The following is a 19,105-nucleotide window of genomic DNA, read 5'->3' on the forward strand; positions in this document are numbered from 1 at the left end:
AGAGCGGGACGGCGGACCACGGGGCGCTCCGGCGGCCGGCGGATCCGGCCCCTGCCCTCACGAAAACGAAAAGGCCTGCCGAAGCAGGCCTTCGCGTCGCGGCTGGCTGGGGGGCCGGCTTATTCGCCGCCGATCACGTCCACGCCCTTGGGCGGCGTGTAGCGGAAGGTATCGGCGGCAAAGGCGGGATTGCGCTTCCAGCCGGTGAACTCGATCTCGGTGCGCTGGCCCAGATTGTCGACGACCTGCATCTTCACCAGCCCGCTGCCACCGAAGCCCAGGCGCGCGCTGCGGAACGCCGCGTCCGACTCGTTCTTCGGCGCCAGCGACAACCATTCCAGGCCCTTGTCCATGCCCAGTTCCTTGACGATGAACTGTGCGTCGAGCTTCGCCGGATCGATGAGCGCGGCGAGCGGGCTGTTCTGTTCCTCCACGCCCTGCGGGCGGACCGTGGCCTGCTGCAGGTCCGGATCGAACACCCACACCTTCTTGCCGTCGGCGACGATCAGCTGCGGATAGGGCTTCACGTACTGCCAGCGGAACAGGCGCGGCGTCGCCAGCGCGAGCGTGCCGGTCGAGGTTTCCTTCAACTTGCCCTGCGGGTCGAAGACCTGCTGGCTGAATTCGCCGCTGAGGCCCTTGAGGCCCTTGGTGAAGGTGTTGAGGTCGTCGCGCGCACCGGCGAAGGCCGTGGTCGAGGCCAACGCGAGCGCCAGGACGGCGCCGATGAAACGAACTGCACGCATGCGAAAAACTCCGGGTATCCACGTGTTGCCGGCGAGTGTGCCGGCGGTTGTCTGAACAGGCTTGCACGCCGCGGCATGGTGCCGCGGCACGGTTCATTTCGGCGGCGGCGGCGCCAGCACCGAGCGGTCGCCGTTGTGCTCCGGCGGGGTCACGACGCCGGCGGCTTCCATCGCCTCGATCAGGCGCGCGGCGCGGTTGTAGCCGATCTTCAGGCGGCGCTGCACGCCGGAGATCGACGCGCGGCGGGTCTCGGTGACGATGCGCACGGCTTCGTCGTACAGCGGGTCGGATTCGTCGCCGCCACCGCCGCCGGTTTCCGGCAGGCCGGTCGCGCCGACCACCACGCCGTCGCCCATCGTCTGCACTTCGTCGAGCACGCCTTCGATGTAATCCGGGCCGCCGCCGATCTGCTTGAGGTGCTCCACGACGCGATGCACTTCCTCGTCCGACACGAACGCACCGTGCACGCGTTCGGGCATCGCGGTGCCCGGCGGCAGGTAGAGCATGTCGCCGTGGCCGAGCAGCGTTTCCGCACCGGACTGGTCGAGGATGGTGCGGGAGTCGATCTTGCTCGACACCTGGAACGCGATGCGCGTGGGGATGTTGGCCTTGATCAGGCCGGTGATGACGTCCACCGACGGGCGCTGCGTCGCCAGGATCAGGTGGATGCCGGCCGCACGCGCCTTCTGCGCGAGGCGCGCGATGAGTTCTTCGACCTTCTTGCCGACGATCATCATCATGTCGGCGAATTCGTCGATGAAGATGACGATGAACGGCAGCGTTTCCAGCGGACGCGGCGTCTCGCCGAGTTCGGCGTTCGGCTTGAACAGCGGATCCATCATCGGCTGGCCGGCGTCAATGGCGTCCTTCACCTTCTTGTTGAAACCGGCGAGGTTTCGCACGCCCACGCTCGACATCAGCTTGTAGCGGCGCTCCATCTCGGCCACGCACCAGCGCAGGCCGTTCGCCGCTTCCTTCATGTCGGTGACAACCGGCGCGAGCAGGTGCGGGATGCCCTGGTAGACCGAGAGCTCCAGCATCTTCGGGTCGATCATCAGCATCCGCAGGTCCTTCGCGGAGGCCTTGTACAGCAGCGACAGCACCATCGCGTTGACCGCGACGGACTTGCCCGAGCCGGTGGTACCTGCGACCAGCAGGTGCGGCATGCGCGCCAGATCGGCGACCGTCGGGCGGCCGGCGATGTCCTTGCCCAGCGCCAGCGTCAGCGGGCTGGTGGACTTGTCGTATTCCTTCGAGCGCAGCAACTCGGAGAGGAAGATCATCTCGCGCGAGGTATTCGGCGTTTCCAGGCCGATCACCGACTTGCCGGGGATCACGTCGACCACGCGCACCGACTTGACCGACAGGCCGCGCGCGATGTCCTTGTCGAGCGTGGAAATCTGGCTGACCTTCACGCCCGGCGCGGGCTCGATCTCGAAGCGCGTGATGACCGGGCCCGGATACGCGCCGACGACCTGCGCGTCGATGCGGAAATCCTTGAGCTTGAATTCGATCTGGCGCGAGAGGGTTTCCAGCGTCTGCTCGTCGTAACCCTTCGGCTGCGGCTTCGGGTCGTCGAGCAGCGCCAGCGGCGGAATGCCCGTGCCGTCACCGGTGTGGAACAGCGGGATCTGCGTCTCGCGCTTGGCGCGTTCGCTCTTCTCGACCACGGCGGCGGCCGGCGGCGGCGGCTCGATCTTCACCGGCGCGCGCTTGGCCCGCAGTTCGGTATCGACCTTGCGCGCTTCCTCGCGTTCCTCGCGCATCGCGCGCGTCTGCTGCCACTCGGTCGCCTGCTTCTCGCCCTTGCGGAACAAGGTGCTCAGGGTCGGACCGAACGCCAGTACCCACTGGCCGATCTTGTCCATCACCGCGAACCACGACAGACCCGTGGCCAGCGTCACCGACACCAGCAGCAGCGCGAGCAGGAAGAGGTTCCCGCCGACGGGGCCGAAGCCGCTGTAGAGCGACTTGCCGACCAGCTGACCGAGGATGCCGCCAGCGCGCGCGGAGAAGGCCTCGGCGGTGCCGACGCGAAGTTCGAGCAGTCCCGTCGCGGCGACGAGAAATCCGACGATGCCGACCAGCCGCAGTGCGGGGCCGAAATCCGCCTCGCCGTCGCCGTCGGTGTCCATGCCGAACAGCGCGATCCACGCGATGGCACCGAGCATGATCGGCAGGAGGAACGCGACGTAACCGCACAGGTAAAGCAGGACGTCGGCTGTCCACGCGCCGACGCGTCCGCCGACGTTGTGCAGCGGCGCGGTCACGCTGCCCGAATGCGACCAGCCCGGATCCTGCGGAGAGAACGTCACCAGGCTCGCCAGCAGGTACAGCAGGAGCGGGGCGATCAGGATCAGCGCGATGTCGCGCACCAGCCGCTGCTTGCGCGGCGACGGCGGCAGCTTCTCGGCCTTGAGCTTCTTTCGACTGGCTGCGGACGCTTGCGCCACCGTGATGTTCTGCCTCAAATGGGTTGCGTTACTTGTTGAATATACGACAGAAGTCGGCACGAAGGGCGATTTTCCAACCCTTCTGGAACGAAGTTCGCCTTCAGGATCGCACTTCGCCTGCCGTCATCCCGGCGAGGGCTCCGGGAGCGAACAACAGCCTATCCCAGCCAGCCGTTCCGCGAGCCCACAAAGAAACGGGGAGCGCCAGTCGCCCGGCGCTCCCCGCGTCGTTCGTGCCGAAGGTGGTTTAGACCTTCATGTCCTGCAGCGCCGGGTGGACGATCTTGCCGCCCTCGACGTTGATGCCGCGGACCAGCGCCGGGTTGTTGCGCCAGTCGCTGCCCGAGGCCAGCTTGTTGACCCAGGGCAGGATCGCCGCGCAGATCGCCTGCGAGCTGGTCTGCGGCACGGCGCCCGGCATGTTGGTCACGCAGAAGTGGGTGACGCCCTCTTCGACGTAGGTCGGTTCCTTCCACGTGGTCGGACGCGAGGTCTCGAAGCAGCCGCCCTGGTCGATCGAGATGTCCACCAGCACGCTGCCCGCTTCCATGCCCTTGAGCATTTCGCGGTTCATCACGTGCGGCGCCTTGGCGCCGGTGACCAGCACCGCACCGACGACGAGGTCGGCCGAGGCGACTTCACGCGCGACGACGTCCGCGTACGGGTACAGCGCGGTGACGTTGTTGCCCAGGCGCATCATTTCGTCCATGCGGTCCTGGCGCATTTCGAACACCACGACATTCGAGCCGCCCGCGGCCGCCAGCTGCGCCGAGGCGCTGCCGGCCTTGCCGGCGCCGAACACGACGACCTTGCCACGCTCGGTCGACGGCAGGCCGCCGAGCAGCTTGCCCTTGCCGCCCTGCGGCTGGTGCAGCAGGTGCGTGCCGACCTGCACGGCGATCTTGCCGGCGATGACCGACATCGGCGCCAGCAGCGGCAGGTCGCCGTTGGGCAGTTCGACGGTTTCGAACGCGACGCCGGTCAGGCCGATGTCGAGCAGTTCGCGCGTGAGCTTCGGCTCGGCCGCCAGGTGCAGGTAGCAGAACAGCAGGTGATCCTTGCGCAGGTGCGACAGGTCGCCGGCGATCGGCTCCTTCACCTTCACGATCAGCTCGCCCTTCTCGTAGAGCGCCGCGGCGTCGGGCGCGATCTTCACGCCGAGCTGCGTGTACTGCTCGTCCTTGAAGCCCGACTTGATGCCGGCATCCTTCTCGATCCAGACCTCATGGCCGCGCTTGACCAGGTCGCCGGCCGCGGCCGGAACGAGCGCGACGCGCCCTTCGAGGGTCTTGGTTTCCTTGGGAACGCCGATCCGCATGTCTCTTACCTTCGATCGTTGAAAAGCCGCGCGTGGTTGCGCGGCTCATTGGGGGGATGTGGTGACGAAAAAAACGCCGCATCGGCGGCGCGCGTGCCTATTGTCGTCCGTCGCGTCGGCGGCCTCACGGCGCAGTGCAACATTGCGTCGCGCGGCAGGCCCGGTTCAGTGCCTTGTTTTAGGGGGACCGCGCCGCCAAGCTATGACTCCTGCATTCGTTGCACACGCCTGCGTATGGCGGTTCATGCAACGAACCCTTTCGCGCGCAGCGCATCCAAACAGCACGCAATTATACCCATGAGCCCATCGAAGCACTCCAAAGTCATCATCCTCGGCTCCGGCCCGGCCGGCTGGACGGCCGCCGTCTATGCGGCGCGCGCGAACCTGAAGCCCCTGGTGATCACCGGCCTGCAGATGGGCGGCCAGCTGATGACGACGACCGAAGTCGACAACTGGCCCGGCGACGCGCACGGCCTGATGGGGCCGGACCTGATGGCGCGCATGCAGGCGCACGCCGAGCGCTTCGACACCGAAGTCGTGTTCGACCACGTCCACACCGTGGACACGTCCTCGCGTCCGTTCCGACTGGTTGGCGACAGCGGCGAATACACCTGCGACGCGTTGATCATCGCCACCGGCGCGACGGCGAAGTACCTCGGCCTGCCGTCGGAAGACCTGTTCAAGGGCCGCGGTGTGTCGGCGTGCGCGACCTGCGACGGCTTCTTCTACAAGGAGCAGGACGTGGCGGTGATCGGCGGCGGCAACACCGCGGTTGAAGAGGCCCTGTACCTGTCGAACATCGCGCGCAAGGTCTACCTCGTGCATCGCCGCGACACGCTGCGCGCCGAGAAGATCATGCAGGACAAGCTCTTCGCGAAGATCCAGTCCGGCAAGATCGAGCCGGTGTGGCACCACCAGGTCGACGACGTGCTCGGCAACGATGCGGGCGTCACCGGCGTGCGCGTGAAGTCGGTACAGGACGGTTCGACCAGGGACATCGCGATCCACGGCCTGTTCGTCGCCATCGGCCACACGCCGAACACGTCGCTGTTCGAAGGCCAGCTGGAAATGAAGAACGGCTACCTCGTCATCAAGACAGGCCTGGACGGCAACGCGACGCAGACGTCGGTGCCGGGCGTGTTCGCCGCGGGCGACGTCGCCGACCAGGTATACCGCCAGGCGATCACGTCGGCGGGCTTCGGCTGCATGGCCGCGCTCGATGCCGAGAAGTTCCTCGACAAGGAAGGCTGAGGAACGCACCCACGGATGACGCGGTGCTGCCGCGTCATCCGTGTCACGGAATTCCCGCTCCGACGCACCGATGCCCACCGCCCGCATCCTCGACTCGCTCGCGCAGGTTTCGCCCTCGCGGTGGGACGGGCTGCACGACGGCCGCAATCCCTTCATCGCGCATGCCTTCCTGCAAGGGCTCGAGCGGCACGGCTGCCTTCGCGAGAAGTGGGGCTGGCGCCCGCAACACCTGACGCTGTGGGAAGGCGACGAACTCATCGCCGCCGCACCGGCGTACCTGAAGGAGAACTCGCACGGCGAGTTCGTGTTCGACCACGCCTGGGCGCACGCCTATGCGCGCGCCGGCCTCGATTACTTCCCGAAGTGGCTCGGTGCCGTGCCCTACTCGCCCGTGACCGGGCCGCGCCTGCTGGCGAAGACACCGGATCGACGGCGCCTGCTCGTCGAGACGATGGCCGCGCTGTGCGGAAGCAACGAGCTGTCGTCGGTCCACGTCAACTTCCACACGGACCATGACGACGCCGACTTCGGCGGCGACTGGCTGTCGCGCATCGACGTGCAATACCACTGGCGCAACGATCGCGGCTGGCGCGGTTTCGACGACTACCTCGCCGCGTTCGACCACAAGCACCGCAAGAACATCCGCCAGGAACGCGCGAAGGTCGCACGTGCCGGCATCGTGTTCCGCGTGGTCGATGGCACGCAGGCCAGCGCGGATGACCTGTCGGCGATGCACGACTTCTACCTGCAGACGTTCGCCGAGTACGGCAACCATCCGGCGATCACGCTGGAGTTCCTGCAGCACCTCGCCCGCGAGATGCCGACGTCGCTGGTGATCATGCTGGCGATGCGCAACGGCGCGCCGATCGCCGGCGCGCTCTGCCTGCGCGGCGGCGACACGCTCTACGGCCGCTACTGGGGCGCGACCGAAACCGTGCCCGGACTGCACTTCGAAACCTGCTACTACCAGGGCATCGAGTACTGCCTGCGAGAGGGCCTCACCCGTTTCGAGCCCGGCGCGCAGGGCGAACACAAGCTCGCGCGCGGCTTCCTGCCGACGTTCGTGCGTAGCCGGCACTGGATCGCGCACGAAGGCTTCCGCGACGCGCTGCGCGAGTGGTGTTCGCAGGAAGCCGCGTCGATCCGCGCCTACGCCCGCACGCTCGCCGCGCATTCGCCGTTCAAGTCGGCCGATGCGGGCACCGATGCGCCATCATCACCGGCGTGAGCACCCTCCCCGCGCTGCTGCCGCCCGAACCCGATGCACCGTTTCCGCCGGTCGACCAGGCCTTGCGCCAGCCCGACGGGCTGCTGGCCATCGGCGGCGACCTGAGTCCGCCACGGCTGCTCAACGCCTATCGCCACGGGATTTTCCCCTGGTATTCGCAGGGCCAGCCGATCCTGTGGTGGAGCCCGGATCCGCGCACGATGTTCGCCACCGACGGCGTGCGGTTGGGTTCGAAATTCCGGCGCGGCCTGCGTCGTTCGACGTGGGAAATCCGGGCCGACACGTCGTTCGCCGAGGTCATGCGGGCCTGCGCCGAGACGCCTCGTCCTGGCCAGCGGGGCACGTGGATCACGCGCGAGATGCGCGCCGCCTACGAGCGGATGCATGAGCTCGGTCACGCGCATTCGTTCGAAGTGTTCGAAGGCCAGCGACTGGTCGGCGGGATTTACGGCGTGGCGATCGGCCGCATGTTCTTCGGCGAGAGCATGTTCAGTGCCGAGTCCGGCGGCTCGAAGGTCGCGCTCGCCGCGCTGGCGGCGCACCTGGGCAGCTGGGGCTTTCCGCTCGTTGATGCCCAGGTCGAGAACGACCACCTGCTCAGCCTCGGCGCGGAGCTGTGGCCGCGGCCGCGGTTCCTAGCCGCTGTCGCGGAACTGATCGCCGAGCCCGGTATCGTGGGCTCGTGGTCCGGGCGCGTGGGCTGCTGGCCCGCAACACGGCTGGCAGAGCCGGCAAGGGCCGCAGGGCCCGCTTGCCACGATCCTTAACCGATTTTTTGCACGAACGCCACCGGCATGGCAAAATGCGGGGCTTCGTTGCCGCTCCGCTCCCGGACGCGGCTCACGACCCACTCTCCAGGAAGCACATGGCAAAAGACGACGTGATCGAATTCGAGGGCACGGTGGCGGAAACCCTTCCGAACACCATGTTCCGGGTGCGCCTCGAAAACGGGCACGAGATCATTGCCCACATCTCCGGCCGCATGCGGAAGAACTACATCCGCATCCTGACCGGCGACAAGGTGAAGGTCGAAATGACCCCGTACGACCTGACCAAGGGTCGCATCACCTACCGCATGAAGTAATCGATTCGATAGTTGCGGCAAGTGTTTGAAAGGAAAGCGGCCACTGGCCGCTTTCTTCGTTTCCGGGTGTCCGTCGCGCGGCCAATCGCGCGTTGTCCCCATGGACCGGCCACCGGTCGATTCGGGGTCCTGCCATGCCCAGTCGTCGTGCGTTCCTCGCCGCACAAGGCGCGCTGTTCGCCGCCGCCGCGGCGCCCACCGGATTGCTTGCCGCCCTGGCCGCCAACACGCCGCCCCTGCCGCGGCTGGACGACTGGGAGGCGGTGCGCGGGTTGTTCCGCCTCGATCCGGCGTACCTGCACTTCTCCGGGTTCTTCATCGCGTCGCATCCCGAACCGGTCCGCCAGGCGATCGACGCCTTCCGCCGCACGCTCGACGAGAACCCCCTTCTCACGGTCGAGCACGGCATGTTCGGGTCGGACGAACAGAACCTCGAACGAAAGGTCCGCGAAGCCGCGGCGCCCTACCTCGGTGGGCGCGCCGACGACATCGCACTGACCGGCAGCACGACGATGGGGCTGGCGCTGGTCTACCACGGCCTGCAGTTGCAACCCGGCGACGAGATCCTGACCACCGTGCACGACCACGTCGTCCACCACGAGGCGATCCGCCTGTCGGCGATGCGCAACGGCGCCAGCGTGCGGAAGATCCGGCTGTTCGAGCGATCGGCAGACGCCACGGTCGAGGGCATCGTCGCCGCCGTGCGCGAGGGCATCGGACCGAAGACGCGCATCCTCGGCATCACCTGGGTGCAGTCGAGCACGGGATTGCGTGCGCCGGTTCGGCAGATCGCCGACGCCGTGGCCGAGATCAACGCCAAACGCAGCGAGGACCAGCGCGTGCGGATCGTGCTGGATGGCGTACACGGCTTCGGCTGCATCGATGCGGCAGCCGCGGAACTGGGCGTCGACTACTTCTGCGCGGGTACGCATAAGTGGATCCTTGGCCCGCGCGGCACCGGACTGGTGTGGGCGTCGGCGGAAAACTGGGCGCGGTTGCGGCCGACGATTCCGTCTTTCTCCGACCTCGAACTCTACGAAGCGTGGAAGGACGACCGCCCGCCGCGCGGCCCCAACGTCGCCGCGCGCGTGACGCCCGGCGGATTCCACGCGTACGAACACCACTGGGCGCTGGCGAGCGCCTTCGCGCTGCAGCAGCAGCTGCAACGGCCGCGCGTGGCGGCACGCGTCGCCGAACTCAACGGGCGCATCAAGGACGGGCTCGCCGGCATTCCGGGGCTCACGCTGCACACGCCGCGCGATCCGGGCCTGTCTGCCGGCATCTGTTGCTTCGAACTGAAGGGCAAGACGCCGGACCAGGTCGTCGCGGCGATGCTGACGCGCAAGGTGCTGGCGAGCAGCAGCCCGTACGCCGTGAGTTACGCGCGCCTCGCCGGCGGGCTGATGAACACCCCCGACCAGGTCGACCAGGCGTTGGCGGCGCTTCGCGAAGTGGCGAAGAGCTGACGGAACGATCCCGCCAAAAAAGAAAACGCCGGGCGACTCGAAGCCGCCCGGCGTTTGCATTACTGCCCCGCCGTGATCAGACCGTCGCCGGCAACAGCTTTTCCGGCTCGGCCTGCGCGGTGACAACCAGTTCGTCCTCCTTGACGTCGATGCTGACCTTGCCGCCGTTGACCAGCTTGCCGAACAGCAGTTCGTCGGCCAGCGGACGCTTGATCTTGTCCTGGATCACGCGGGCCATCGGACGGGCGCCCATGAGCGGATCGAAACCATGCTGCGCCAGCCAGTCGCGTGCGGTCGGCGTGGCCGACAGCGAGACGTCCTTTTCGTGCAGCTGGGTTTCCAGCTCGATCAGGAACTTGTCCACCACGCGCAGGATGTGGTCGAAGCCCAGCGCCTGGAACTGCACGACCGCGTCGAGGCGGTTGCGGAATTCCGGCGTGAAGCTGCGGCGGATCACTTCCATCGCATCGGTCGAATGGTCCTGGCGCGTGAAGCCGATCGTCCGGCGCGAGGCTTGCGCGGCACCGGCATTGGTCGTCATCACCAGGATCACGTTCTTGAAGTTCGCCTCGCGACCGTTGGTGTCGGTGAGGATGCCGCGATCCATGACCTGCAACAGGATGTTGAAAATGTCCGGATGCGCCTTTTCGACCTCGTCCAGCAGCAGCACGCAGTGCGGCGTCTTGACGATCTTCTCCGTCAGCAGGCCGCCCTGGTCGAAACCGACATAGCCCGGAGGGGCGCCGATCAGGCGGCTGACCGAATGCGGTTCCATATACTCGGACATGTCGAAGCGCACGAGCTCGATCCCGAGCTGCAGCGCGAGCTGCTTGGTCACCTCGGTCTTGCCCACGCCGGTCGGGCCGGCGAACAGGAAGTTGCCGATCGGTTTGTCCGGATTGCCAAGGCCCGAGCGCGCGAGCTTGATCGCCGAGGTCAGCGTATCGATCGCCGGATCCTGACCGAAGATCACCATCTTCAGGTTGCGCTCGAGGTTCTTGAGCACGTCCTTGTCGGACGCGGAGACCTGCTTGGTCGGGATGCGCGCCATCTTGGCCACGATCGTCTCGATCTCCTCGACGTCGATCAACGACTTGCGCACGTCGTCGGCCAGCAGGCGCTGGCGAGCGCCGGCCTCGTCGATGACGTCGATGGCCTTGTCGGGCAGCAGGCGGTCGCCGATGTGCTTCACCGACAGGTCCACCGCGGCCTGCAGCGCGTCATCGGCGTAGGTCACGCCATGGTGCGCCTCGTACTTGGGCTTCAGGCCCTGCAGGATTTCATAGGCCTCGCCCACCGTCGGCTCGACGATGTCGATCTTCTGGAAGCGACGCGCCAGCGCGCGGTCCTTCTCGAAGATGCCGCGGTATTCCTGGAACGTGGTCGAGCCGATGCAGCGCAGCTCGCCCGACGCCAGCGCCGGCTTGATGAGGTTGGAGGCGTCCATCGTGCCGCCGCTCGCCGAACCCGCACCGATGATGGTGTGGATCTCGTCGATGAAGAGCACGGCCTCGGGCAGCTTCTTCAGCTGCGTCAGGACCGCCTTCAGGCGCTTCTCGAAGTCCCCGCGGTACTTGGTGCCGGCCACCAGCGCGCCCAGGTCGAGCGAATAGATGGTGGCGTCCATGAGCACGTCGGGCACGTCGCCATCGACGATGCGCTTGGCCAGGCCTTCGGCGATCGCGGTCTTGCCGACGCCGGCCTCGCCAACGTACAGCGGGTTGTTCTTGCGGCGGCGGCACAGCACCTGGATGGTGCGCTCCACTTCGTCGGCGCGACCGACCAGCGGGTCGATCTTGCCGTCGCGCGCGAGCTGGTTGAGGTTCACCGCGAACTCGGCCAGCGCGTCCCCCTTGCCTTCGCCCTCGCCGCCTTCGCCCGACTGCGATTCGCCGTCTTCCTGCGAGGAGCGCGTGGGTTCCTGGCCGCCGTGCTTGGCGATGCCATGCGAGATGTAATTGACGACGTCCAGGCGGGCGACGTCCTGCTGGTTGAGGAAGTAGACCGCGTGGCTGTCCTTCTCGCCGAAGATCGCCACCAGCACGTTCGCGCCGGTGACCTCCTTCTTGCCGCTGGACTGCACGTGGTAGACCGCGCGCTGCAGCACTCGCTGGAAACCCAGCGTCGGCTGCGTATCGCGGTCGACGTCCTCGGGCAGCACCGACACCGAGGTGGCGATGGCCTGCTCCAGGTCGGTGCGCAGGCGCTGGAAATCCACGCCGCATGCCTTGAGCACGGCTTCGGCCGATGGGTTGTCGAGCAGCGCCAGCAGCAGGTGTTCGACCGTCATGTACTCGTGACGCGCCTCGCGGGCGCGCTTGTAGCACTGGCCGATGCTGTATTCGAGATCCTTGCTGAACATGGTGGCGTAAGCCTCCGGAAAGCTACTGCCGTCCTAGATGGGGACGCACATGGGGAATTCCATGCTCGCCAGGCTTCGGGATCCGGGGTGGACCCCGCGGGTTCCGCCCTTATCGCTCAGGACGTACTGAGCAGGACTTTTAGGCCTTTTCCATCGTGCACAGCAAGGGATGTTGGTTGAGTCTTGAAAATTCGTTCACCTGCGCCACTTTCGATTCTGCGACCTCGCGGGTGAAAACGCCGCAGACGCCACGCCCCCGGGTATGCACGTGCAGCATGATCTGGGTCGCCTTTTCGGCGTTCATCGCGAAAAAACGCATGAGAACCTCGACGACGAAGTCCATCGGCGTGTAATCGTCGTTCAGCAGCAGGACGGAATACAGCGGCGGCCGGGCGATTTCCGGCTTCCCCGTCTCCACCAGTACGCCGTGCTGGTGCTCGTGTTCGGTCTGTTTGGCCATGGGCGGGATTATAGGCCGCGCTGGAATGCCGCATCGCCCGCCTGCGTGGACGCCCGAGCCCGGCGGCCGGCACAATGCCCTGATTCCTGCGGTCGTCGATCGCCCGCACCCTCTTCCACGCCAAGGACCGTTACATGCGATTTCACGCCCTCGCCGCCGCCCTGGTGTCGCTGTCGGTTTCGATGACCGCCTTCGCCGCCGACACGACGTCCACGCGTGAAACGGACCGTTCCGCCGATCCGGCCATCGCGCGGCAGCTCGACGCCCTGAAGTACCAGTACGAAGTCGACGACGACGGCGACTACAAGCTCGCCTTCGACATGGACAACGGCCGCTCGCAGCTGGCGTTCGTGATCTCGGCCGTCGAAAGTTTCGGCGACATGAAGGTGCGCGAGGTCTGGGCGCCGGCGTACCGCGCGAGCGGCACGCAGTTTCCGGCGGAAGTCGCCAACAAGCTGCTCGAGGACAGCCACGCCAGCAAGCTCGGCGCGTGGGTCAAGCAGGGCGACATGGCGGTATTCGTGGTGAAGCTGGCCTCCGACGCGAGCCAGGCCGATCTGTCCGACGCGCTCGACTTCGTCCTGCGCACCGCCGACCAGATGGAAAACGAGCTGACCGGCAAGGACGAGTTCTGATGACCTACCGTCAAGGCCGGTTCTGGCAGCCCGACGTCACCGTGGCCACGGTGGTGGTCGATGGCGGCCGGCTGCTGATGGTCGAGGAGACGGTGGGTGGGAAGCTCGTCCTGAACCAGCCGGCCGGACACCTGGAGCCGGACGAGACGCTGATCGAGGCCGCGCTGCGCGAAACGCGCGAGGAAACCGGCTGGGACGTGCGCCTGACCGCCTTCGTCGGCGCGTACCAGTGGAAGGCGCCGGTCAATCCGGACGGAAGCGGCGGCCGCCATTACCTGCGTTTCGCTTTCGCCGCCGAGCCGGTGGCGCACGATCCTTCGCGCACGCTCGATGAGGGCATCGTGCGCGCCGTGTGGATGACGCCGAGCGAGCTGCAGGCCGCGCACGAGCGCCATCGCAGCCCGCTGGTCTGGCGCGTCGCGGCCGATTTCCTCGGCGGCAAGCGGCATTCCCTGGACATCACGCAGCACCTCGCATGAGCACGGCACCGCGCACCGTGGTCGGCATGTCCGGAGGCGTCGATTCCTCCGTCGCCGCGTTGCGCCTGCGCGACGAGGGCGAGGCGATCGCCGGGTTGTTCATGCAGAACTGGGACGACGATGGTTCCGGGGACTGCCGCGCCGAGGACGACCGCCGCGACGCGGTAGCCGTAAGCGGCCGGCTCGGGATCCCGATCCATTTCCGCGATTTCTCCGGCCAGTACTGGAAGGGCGTGTTCGAGCACTTCCTCGCCGAATACGCCGCGGGTCGCACGCCGAACCCGGACGTGCTGTGCAATCGCGAGATCAAGTTCAAGCATTTCCTCGACGCGGCACGCGCGCTGGGCGCGGAGTTCATCGCGACCGGGCACTACGCCCGCGTCGAGGCGCGCGACGGCCGTCATCTGCTGCTGCGCGCGGTGGATAGGAGCAAGGACCAGAGCTACTTCCTGCACCAGCTCGGGCAAGCACAGCTGTCGGCGACGAAGTTCCCGCTCGGCGGGCTGCTCAAGCGCGACGTGCGCCAGATGGCGCTCGACGCCGGGTTGCCGACCGCCGCGAAGAAGGATTCCACCGGCATCTGCTTCATCGGCGAGCGCGACTTCCGCGAGTTCCTTGGCCGTTACCTGCCCGCGCGCGAAGGCGAGATGCGTACGCCCGACGGCCAGGTCATCGGGCGGCATCCGGGCGTGTTCTATTTCACGCTCGGCCAGCGCGAAGGCCTCAACATCGGCGGCGTTCGTGGCTTCGAAGCGGCGCCGTGGTACGTCGTCGGCAAGGACGTCGGCGCGAACGTGCTGTACGTCGACCAGGGCAGCGACAGCCGATGGCTGCATTCGCAGGCGCTGTGGTCGGAAGCGGCGCACTGGATCGCGGGAAGCCCGCCGGCGAAGCGGTTCGAGTGCACGGCGCAGACGCGTTACCGGCAGGCCGACGAAGCCTGCGAGGTCGATGTCCGCGATGACGGCACGCTGTCGGTGCGGTTCGCCCGCGCGCAGCGCGCGGTCACGCCGGGACAATCCCTGGTGCTTTACGACGGCGATGTCTGCCTGGGCGGCGCGGTGATCGCCGCCACTGACGCGCCCCTGGAAGAACGATTGAAGGCTCGAGCTGCATGACCCAGAACACGTCGATGTCCACGCGCGTCCTCGCCCTCGCCGGCCTCGTGCAGGCCTTGGCCCAGGTACGTCGCGTGGCGGACACCGGACAGGCCAACGCCGCCATCCTCACCACCGCGATGGATTCGGTGTTCCGCATCGATGCGCCCTCGCCGAAGGCCGTCTACGGCGACGTCGAGGCGCTGCGCCCGGGCCTGACGTTGCTGCGCGACTACTTCGGCAGCTCGCAACGCGACGAACAGCTGCCGCGGCTGGTGCTGGCGGTGATGCAGCTGGAACGCCGTTTCGTGCGCGACGACGACATGGGGCGCCGCGTGCAGTCGGGTATCCGCGCGCAGGCCGGCAATGCCGAGCGCATGGGAAGCACGCATCCGGACGTGATGGCGGCGCTGGGTTCGCTCTACGCCGAAACGCTCAGCCACCTGCGCCCGCGCGTGCTCGTGCAGGGCAACCCGCATTACCTGGGCCAGGCGAACGTGGTGTCGGAAGTGCGCGCGATCCTGCTCGCGGCCGTGCGATCGGCCGTGCTCTGGCGCCAGTGCGGCGGCAGCCTGTGGGATTTCCTGCTGCGTCGCCGCGACTTGCTGGCCGCCGTTCGCGATCACCTCGAAGGTTGATCGCCCCCGGCGGTTCGCCGCTTCGCGATGAGCGTTCGCGGTCAGCCCGTGACCGCGCCCGCCGCCACCGCCCACCAGACCGCGGCCCCCAATGCCGCGAGTATCGTCCAGCGCATTGCCTGCTCCACCCGGTCTGACCGGGCCGGCTTGTCCGTTCTCATGTCGCTTCCCCCTGCGTGCCGCCTATGAGATAGCGGCACAGGACGCAAGTCCTTGACTGTTGTCACGCAGTGGATCGGAACCGGCGGCCAGAAGTCGCGGTTTGTTCGAGGATTGCGACGCCGGACGCAGGTTGTTGCGCGGTGCGTCATTCGCCGCTTCCGCCGACTAGCCATCGCCAAACAAAAACCCCGGCCGAAGCCGGGGTTTTATTGGTCGCATGAAGTCGTCGCCGATCAGGCCGCGACCGTCTCCGCTACCTGGCGGTAATCCTCGATCTGGTCGAAGTTCATGTAGCGGTAGATCTCGGCGCCCTTCGCGTTGATCACGCCGATGTCGGCCATGTATTCCTCGCGCGTCGGGATGCGGCCCAGGCGCGAGCAGATGGCGGCCAGCTCGGCCGAACCCAGGTACACGTTGGTGTTGCGGCCCAGGCGGTTCGGGAAGTTGCGGGTCGAGGTGGAGAACACCGTCGCACCCTCGCGCGCCTGCGCCTGGTTGCCCATGCACAGCGAGCAGCCCGGCATTTCCATGCGTGCGCCGGCCGTGCCGAAGGTGCCGTAGTGGCCTTCCTTCGTCAGCTCGGAGGCGTCCATCTTGGTCGGCGGGGCGACCCACAGGCGCGTCGGGATGTCGCGCTTGCCTTCCAGCAGCTTCGCGGCGGCGCGGAAGTGGCCGATGTTGGTCATGCACGAACCGATGAAGACCTCGTCGATCTTGGCGCCGGCGACGTCGGACAGCGTCTTCACGTCGTCCGGATCGTTCGGGCAGGCCAGGATCGGCTCGACGATCTGGTTCAGGTCGATCTCGATGACCGCGGCGTACTCGGCATCGGCGTCGCCTTCCAGCAGCTGCGGGTCGGCCAACCACGCTTCCATCGCCTTGATGCGGCGGGCGAGCGAGCGCGGATCGGCGTAGCCCTCGGCGATCATCCACTTCAGCAGCGTGATGTTGCTGGTGAGGTATTCGATGATCGGCTCCTTGTCTAGCTTCACCGTGCAGCCGGCGGCCGAACGCTCGGCCGAGGCGTCGGACAGCTCGAACGCCTGTTCGACCTTCAGGTGCGGCAGGCCTTCGATTTCGAGGATGCGGCCGGAGAAGATGTTCTTCTTGCCCTGCTTGGCGACGGTGAGCAGGCCCTGCTTGATCGCGGCCAGCGGGATCGCGTTGACCAGGTCGCGCAGCGTGACGCCTGGCTGCATCTCACCCTTGAAGCGCACCAGCACCGATTCCGGCATGTCCAGCGGCATGACGCCGGTGGCCGCCGCGAAGGCGACCAGGCCCGAGCCGGCCGGGAACGAGATACCCACCGGGAAACGCGTGTGCGAGTCGCCGCCGGTGCCGACGGTGTCAGGCAGCAGCATGCGGTTGAGCCAGCTGTGGATCACGCCGTCGCCCGGGCGCAGCGCGATGCCGCCACGGTTGCTGATGAAGGCCGGCAGCTCGTGGTGCGTCTTCACGTCCACCGGCTTCGGGTAGGCGGCGGTGTGGCAGAACGACTGCATGACCAGGTCGGCCGAGAAGCCCAGGCACGCGAGGTCCTTCAGCTCGTCGCGGGTCATCGGACCGGTGGTGTCCTGCGAACCCACCGAGGTCATCTTCGGCTCGCAGTACGTGCCCGGGCGGATGCCCTTACCTTCCGGCAGGCCGCAGGCGCGACCGACCATCTTCTGCGCCAGCGAGTAGCCCTTGCCGGTGTCGGCCGGGTTCTGCGGCAGGCGGAACAGCGTCGACGGCGCCAGGCCCAGCGCTTCACGCGCCTTGGCGGTCAGGCCGCGGCCGACGATCAGCGGGATGCGGCCGCCAGCGCGGACTTCGTCGAACAGCACGTCCGACTTCACCGAGAACTCGGCGATGACTTCACCGTTCTTCAGCGCCTTGCCCTCGTACGGACGCAGCTCGACCACGTCGCCCATGTGCATCTGCGACACGTCGAGTTCGATCGGCAGCGCGCCGGCATCTTCCATGGTGTTGTAGAAGATCGGCGCGATCTTCGAACCCAGGCACACGCCGCCGAAGCGCTTGTTCGGGATGAAGGGAATGTCCTCGCCCGTGAACCACAGCACCGAGTTGGTGGCGGACTTGCGGCTGGAGCCGGTGCCGACGACGTCGCCGACATAGGCGACCAGGTGGCCCTTGGCCTTCAGCGATTCGATGAAGGCGACCGGGCCCCGCTTGCCGTCTTCTTCCGGCTCGATGCCGTCGCGCTTGTTCTTCAGCATCGCCAGCGCGTGCAGCGGGATGTCCGGGCGCGTCGTCGCGTCGGGGGCCGGCGACAGGTCGTCGGTGTTGGTCTCGCCGGTCACCTTGAACACGGTGATGGTCATCGACTCCGGCACTTCCGGACGGCTGGTGAACCACTCGGCGTCGGCCCAGCTCTGCAGCACGGATTTGGCGTTCGCGTTGCCCTTCTCGGCCTTTTCCTGCACGTCGTGGAAGGCGTCGAACATCAGCAGCGTGTGCTTGAGCGCATTGGCGGCAACGGTGCCGACTTCGGCGTCGTCCAGCAGTTCCACCAGCGGGTGGATGTTGTAGCCGCCGAGCATCGTGCCCAGCAGCTCGGTGGCACGCGCGCGCGAGATCAGCGCGTTCTTCTCGGTGCCGAAGGCGACGGCGGCAAGGTAGGACGCCTTCACCTTCGCGGCATCGTCCACGCCGGCCGGCACGCGGTTGGTGATGAGGTCGAGCAGGAAGCCTTCCTCGCCCGCCGGCGGAGCCTTCAGCAGTTCGATGACGTCGGCGGTCTGCTGCGCGGTCAGCGGCAGCGGCGGGATGCCCAGCGCGGCGCGCTCGGCAACGTGGTGGCGATAGGCTTCCAACATGGTTCTCTCCAGGAAAAGCGTCAGTTCGAGTGTTCGGTTCAAGCGGCCGGCGTGCCCGCCAACGTCTTGGGCACGATGATCTTCAGGCCCTTGAAGTAGTCGCGGAAAAACCCGGCATCGCGGGTGATCAGGCCGGCGCACTGCAGCAGCGCATGGGCGCCGACGATGAAGTCAGGGACTGTTCGCGGCGAGAGCTGGCTGCCCTGCCCCGCGGCGCGGCGCTGGTTGAAGCGGCGCTGCATCTCGCCTGCGCGGATCGCGGAACGGCGCTCCACGGGCAGGTAGCGCATCCCCATCTCCTCGACGACGTCCATGATGTCGGTGCCGTGCCCAAGCCCGGCGGTGATCTCGCTGACCACCACGTCGCACAGCACGACCGGGCCCTGCGCCAGCGCGTCGCGGACGCACTGCTCCGCGGCGTCGGCCATGCCGGCGTCTTCGCCGAGCAGGTCGATCAGGACGGACGTGTCGATCGCGATGGTGTTGCTGGCCGCGGTGGTCATCGCGTCAGACGTCCACCGGATCGCCCGGGGCGCGCCCGCGCAGTTCGCGCATGACATCGTCGGTGGTCACGCCTTCGGGAAGCTTGAAACGGCCGCGGGCACGCGAAATCGCATCGTCGACGTTCTTGCGCAGGATGATGCGCCCGCCTTCCAGTTCCACCTTCAGATGGGTGCCCTTGGTCAGGCCCAGCGCGTCGCGCACGGCCTTGGGCAGCGTGATCTGGCCACGCTCGGCCACGATGGCTTCCACGGTCGACCTCTTGGCTTGATGGTTGCGTACCGACGGATTCGGTATGCATGAATGATACATACCTTCCCGCCCATACTCAATTCAGCATGGCAGGGCAAGCGCACAATGGGAACCCTGTTCAGGATGTAAGACCATCGTCCGGTCGGCGTGTTA

General features: G+C 67.1%; 17 protein-coding genes. 9 read left to right on the forward strand and 8 right to left on the reverse strand.

Annotated elements, in window-relative coordinates:
- Positions 1 to 119: 119 nt before the first annotated feature.
- The 3 genes from lolA to ald all read right to left on the reverse strand — a co-directional run bounded on the left by lolA (position 120) and on the right by ald (position 4,518).
- Complete coding sequence (gene lolA / locus ABIE51_RS11450; protein ID WP_115841511.1) at positions 120 to 746, reverse strand: outer membrane lipoprotein periplasmic chaperone LolA; 627 nt, start codon at positions 744 to 746, stop codon at positions 120 to 122.
- A gap of 93 nt (positions 747 to 839) precedes the next feature.
- Positions 840 to 3,200 (reverse strand): DNA translocase FtsK, encoded by a 2,361-nt coding sequence (locus tag ABIE51_RS11455; protein ID WP_253335706.1) that lies wholly within the window; start codon positions 3,198 to 3,200, stop codon positions 840 to 842.
- Between the two features lie 247 nt (positions 3,201 to 3,447).
- On the reverse strand, positions 3,448 to 4,518 hold the full coding sequence (ald, locus tag ABIE51_RS11460; RefSeq protein ID WP_157030361.1) for an alanine dehydrogenase: 1,071 nt from the start codon (positions 4,516 to 4,518) through the stop codon (positions 3,448 to 3,450).
- Between the two features lie 297 nt (positions 4,519 to 4,815).
- On the opposite strand from ald, the gene trxB reads away from it, so the two are divergent.
- The 5 genes from trxB (at position 4,816) to ABIE51_RS11485 (ending at position 9,547) form a co-directional block, all read left to right on the forward strand.
- Complete coding sequence (trxB, locus tag ABIE51_RS11465; protein WP_192630832.1) at positions 4,816 to 5,769, forward strand: thioredoxin-disulfide reductase; 954 nt, start codon at positions 4,816 to 4,818, stop codon at positions 5,767 to 5,769.
- Between the two features lie 70 nt (positions 5,770 to 5,839).
- Positions 5,840 to 6,997, forward strand: a complete 1,158-nt coding sequence (locus ABIE51_RS11470; protein WP_192630833.1) for a GNAT family N-acetyltransferase — start codon at positions 5,840 to 5,842, stop codon at positions 6,995 to 6,997.
- Positions 6,994 to 7,764 carry a leucyl/phenylalanyl-tRNA--protein transferase gene (gene aat / locus ABIE51_RS11475; protein ID WP_192630834.1) on the forward strand — a complete coding sequence of 257 codons (771 nt, stop codon included), beginning with the start codon at positions 6,994 to 6,996 and terminating at the stop codon, positions 7,762 to 7,764. Before ABIE51_RS11470 ends, aat begins: the two co-directional genes overlap by 4 nt.
- Before the next feature lie 98 nt (positions 7,765 to 7,862).
- Entirely contained in the window at positions 7,863 to 8,081 is a 219-nt protein-coding gene (gene infA, locus ABIE51_RS11480; protein WP_031372296.1) for a translation initiation factor IF-1, read from the forward strand.
- A 134-nt stretch (positions 8,082 to 8,215) separates the two neighbouring features.
- Positions 8,216 to 9,547 (forward strand): aminotransferase class V-fold PLP-dependent enzyme, encoded by a 1,332-nt coding sequence (locus tag ABIE51_RS11485; protein ID WP_192630835.1) that lies wholly within the window; start codon positions 8,216 to 8,218, stop codon positions 9,545 to 9,547.
- A gap of 76 nt (positions 9,548 to 9,623) precedes the next feature.
- Here ABIE51_RS11485 and clpA read toward each other — a convergent pair whose 3' ends face one another.
- Both clpA and clpS read right to left on the reverse strand, forming a co-directional pair.
- Positions 9,624 to 11,909, reverse strand: a complete 2,286-nt coding sequence (gene clpA / locus ABIE51_RS11490) for an ATP-dependent Clp protease ATP-binding subunit ClpA (protein ID WP_192630836.1) — start codon at positions 11,907 to 11,909, stop codon at positions 9,624 to 9,626.
- A 139-nt stretch (positions 11,910 to 12,048) separates the two neighbouring features.
- Positions 12,049 to 12,369 (reverse strand): ATP-dependent Clp protease adapter ClpS, encoded by a 321-nt coding sequence (gene clpS / locus ABIE51_RS11495; RefSeq protein ID WP_115841517.1) that lies wholly within the window; start codon positions 12,367 to 12,369, stop codon positions 12,049 to 12,051.
- Between the two features lie 134 nt (positions 12,370 to 12,503).
- Between clpS and ABIE51_RS11500 the strand changes: the two genes are divergently transcribed.
- From ABIE51_RS11500 to hflD, 4 genes are read left to right on the forward strand one after another with little or no spacing between them, the layout of a single operon-like run.
- Positions 12,504 to 13,004, forward strand: coding sequence for a YbjN domain-containing protein (locus tag ABIE51_RS11500; protein ID WP_192630837.1), 501 nt, complete (start codon positions 12,504 to 12,506; stop codon positions 13,002 to 13,004).
- A complete protein-coding gene (locus ABIE51_RS11505; RefSeq protein WP_192630838.1) occupies positions 13,004 to 13,483 on the forward strand; it encodes an NUDIX hydrolase in 480 nt (159 codons plus the stop codon). Before ABIE51_RS11500 ends, ABIE51_RS11505 begins: the two co-directional genes overlap by 1 nt.
- A complete protein-coding gene (gene mnmA, locus ABIE51_RS11510) occupies positions 13,480 to 14,601 on the forward strand; it encodes a tRNA 2-thiouridine(34) synthase MnmA (protein WP_192630839.1) in 1,122 nt (373 codons plus the stop codon). The genes ABIE51_RS11505 and mnmA overlap by 4 nt, the downstream gene beginning before the upstream one ends.
- A 14-nt stretch (positions 14,602 to 14,615) precedes the next feature.
- Positions 14,616 to 15,218, forward strand: coding sequence for a high frequency lysogenization protein HflD (gene hflD, locus ABIE51_RS11515; RefSeq protein ID WP_157031686.1), 603 nt, complete (start codon positions 14,616 to 14,618; stop codon positions 15,216 to 15,218).
- 395 nt (positions 15,219 to 15,613) lie between these two features.
- Here the strand turns inward: hflD and acnB are convergent, their stop codons facing one another.
- From acnB to ABIE51_RS11530, 3 genes are read right to left on the reverse strand one after another with little or no spacing between them, the layout of a single operon-like run.
- A complete protein-coding gene (gene acnB, locus ABIE51_RS11520) occupies positions 15,614 to 18,199 on the reverse strand; it encodes a bifunctional aconitate hydratase 2/2-methylisocitrate dehydratase (RefSeq protein ID WP_192630840.1) in 2,586 nt (861 codons plus the stop codon).
- A 38-nt stretch (positions 18,200 to 18,237) separates the two neighbouring features.
- Positions 18,238 to 18,702, reverse strand: a complete 465-nt coding sequence (locus ABIE51_RS11525) for a type II toxin-antitoxin system VapC family toxin (RefSeq protein ID WP_157030369.1) — start codon at positions 18,700 to 18,702, stop codon at positions 18,238 to 18,240.
- A 4-nt stretch (positions 18,703 to 18,706) separates the two neighbouring features.
- Positions 18,707 to 18,952 carry an AbrB/MazE/SpoVT family DNA-binding domain-containing protein gene (locus ABIE51_RS11530; protein WP_115841523.1) on the reverse strand — a complete coding sequence of 82 codons (246 nt, stop codon included), beginning with the start codon at positions 18,950 to 18,952 and terminating at the stop codon, positions 18,707 to 18,709.
- Positions 18,953 to 19,105: the final 153 nt, after the last annotated feature.

Origin of the sequence: Lysobacter sp. OAE881 (assembly GCF_040546665.1) — a bacterium.
In the GTDB taxonomy this organism is placed as follows: domain Bacteria; phylum Pseudomonadota; class Gammaproteobacteria; order Xanthomonadales; family Xanthomonadaceae; genus Lysobacter_J; species Lysobacter_J soli.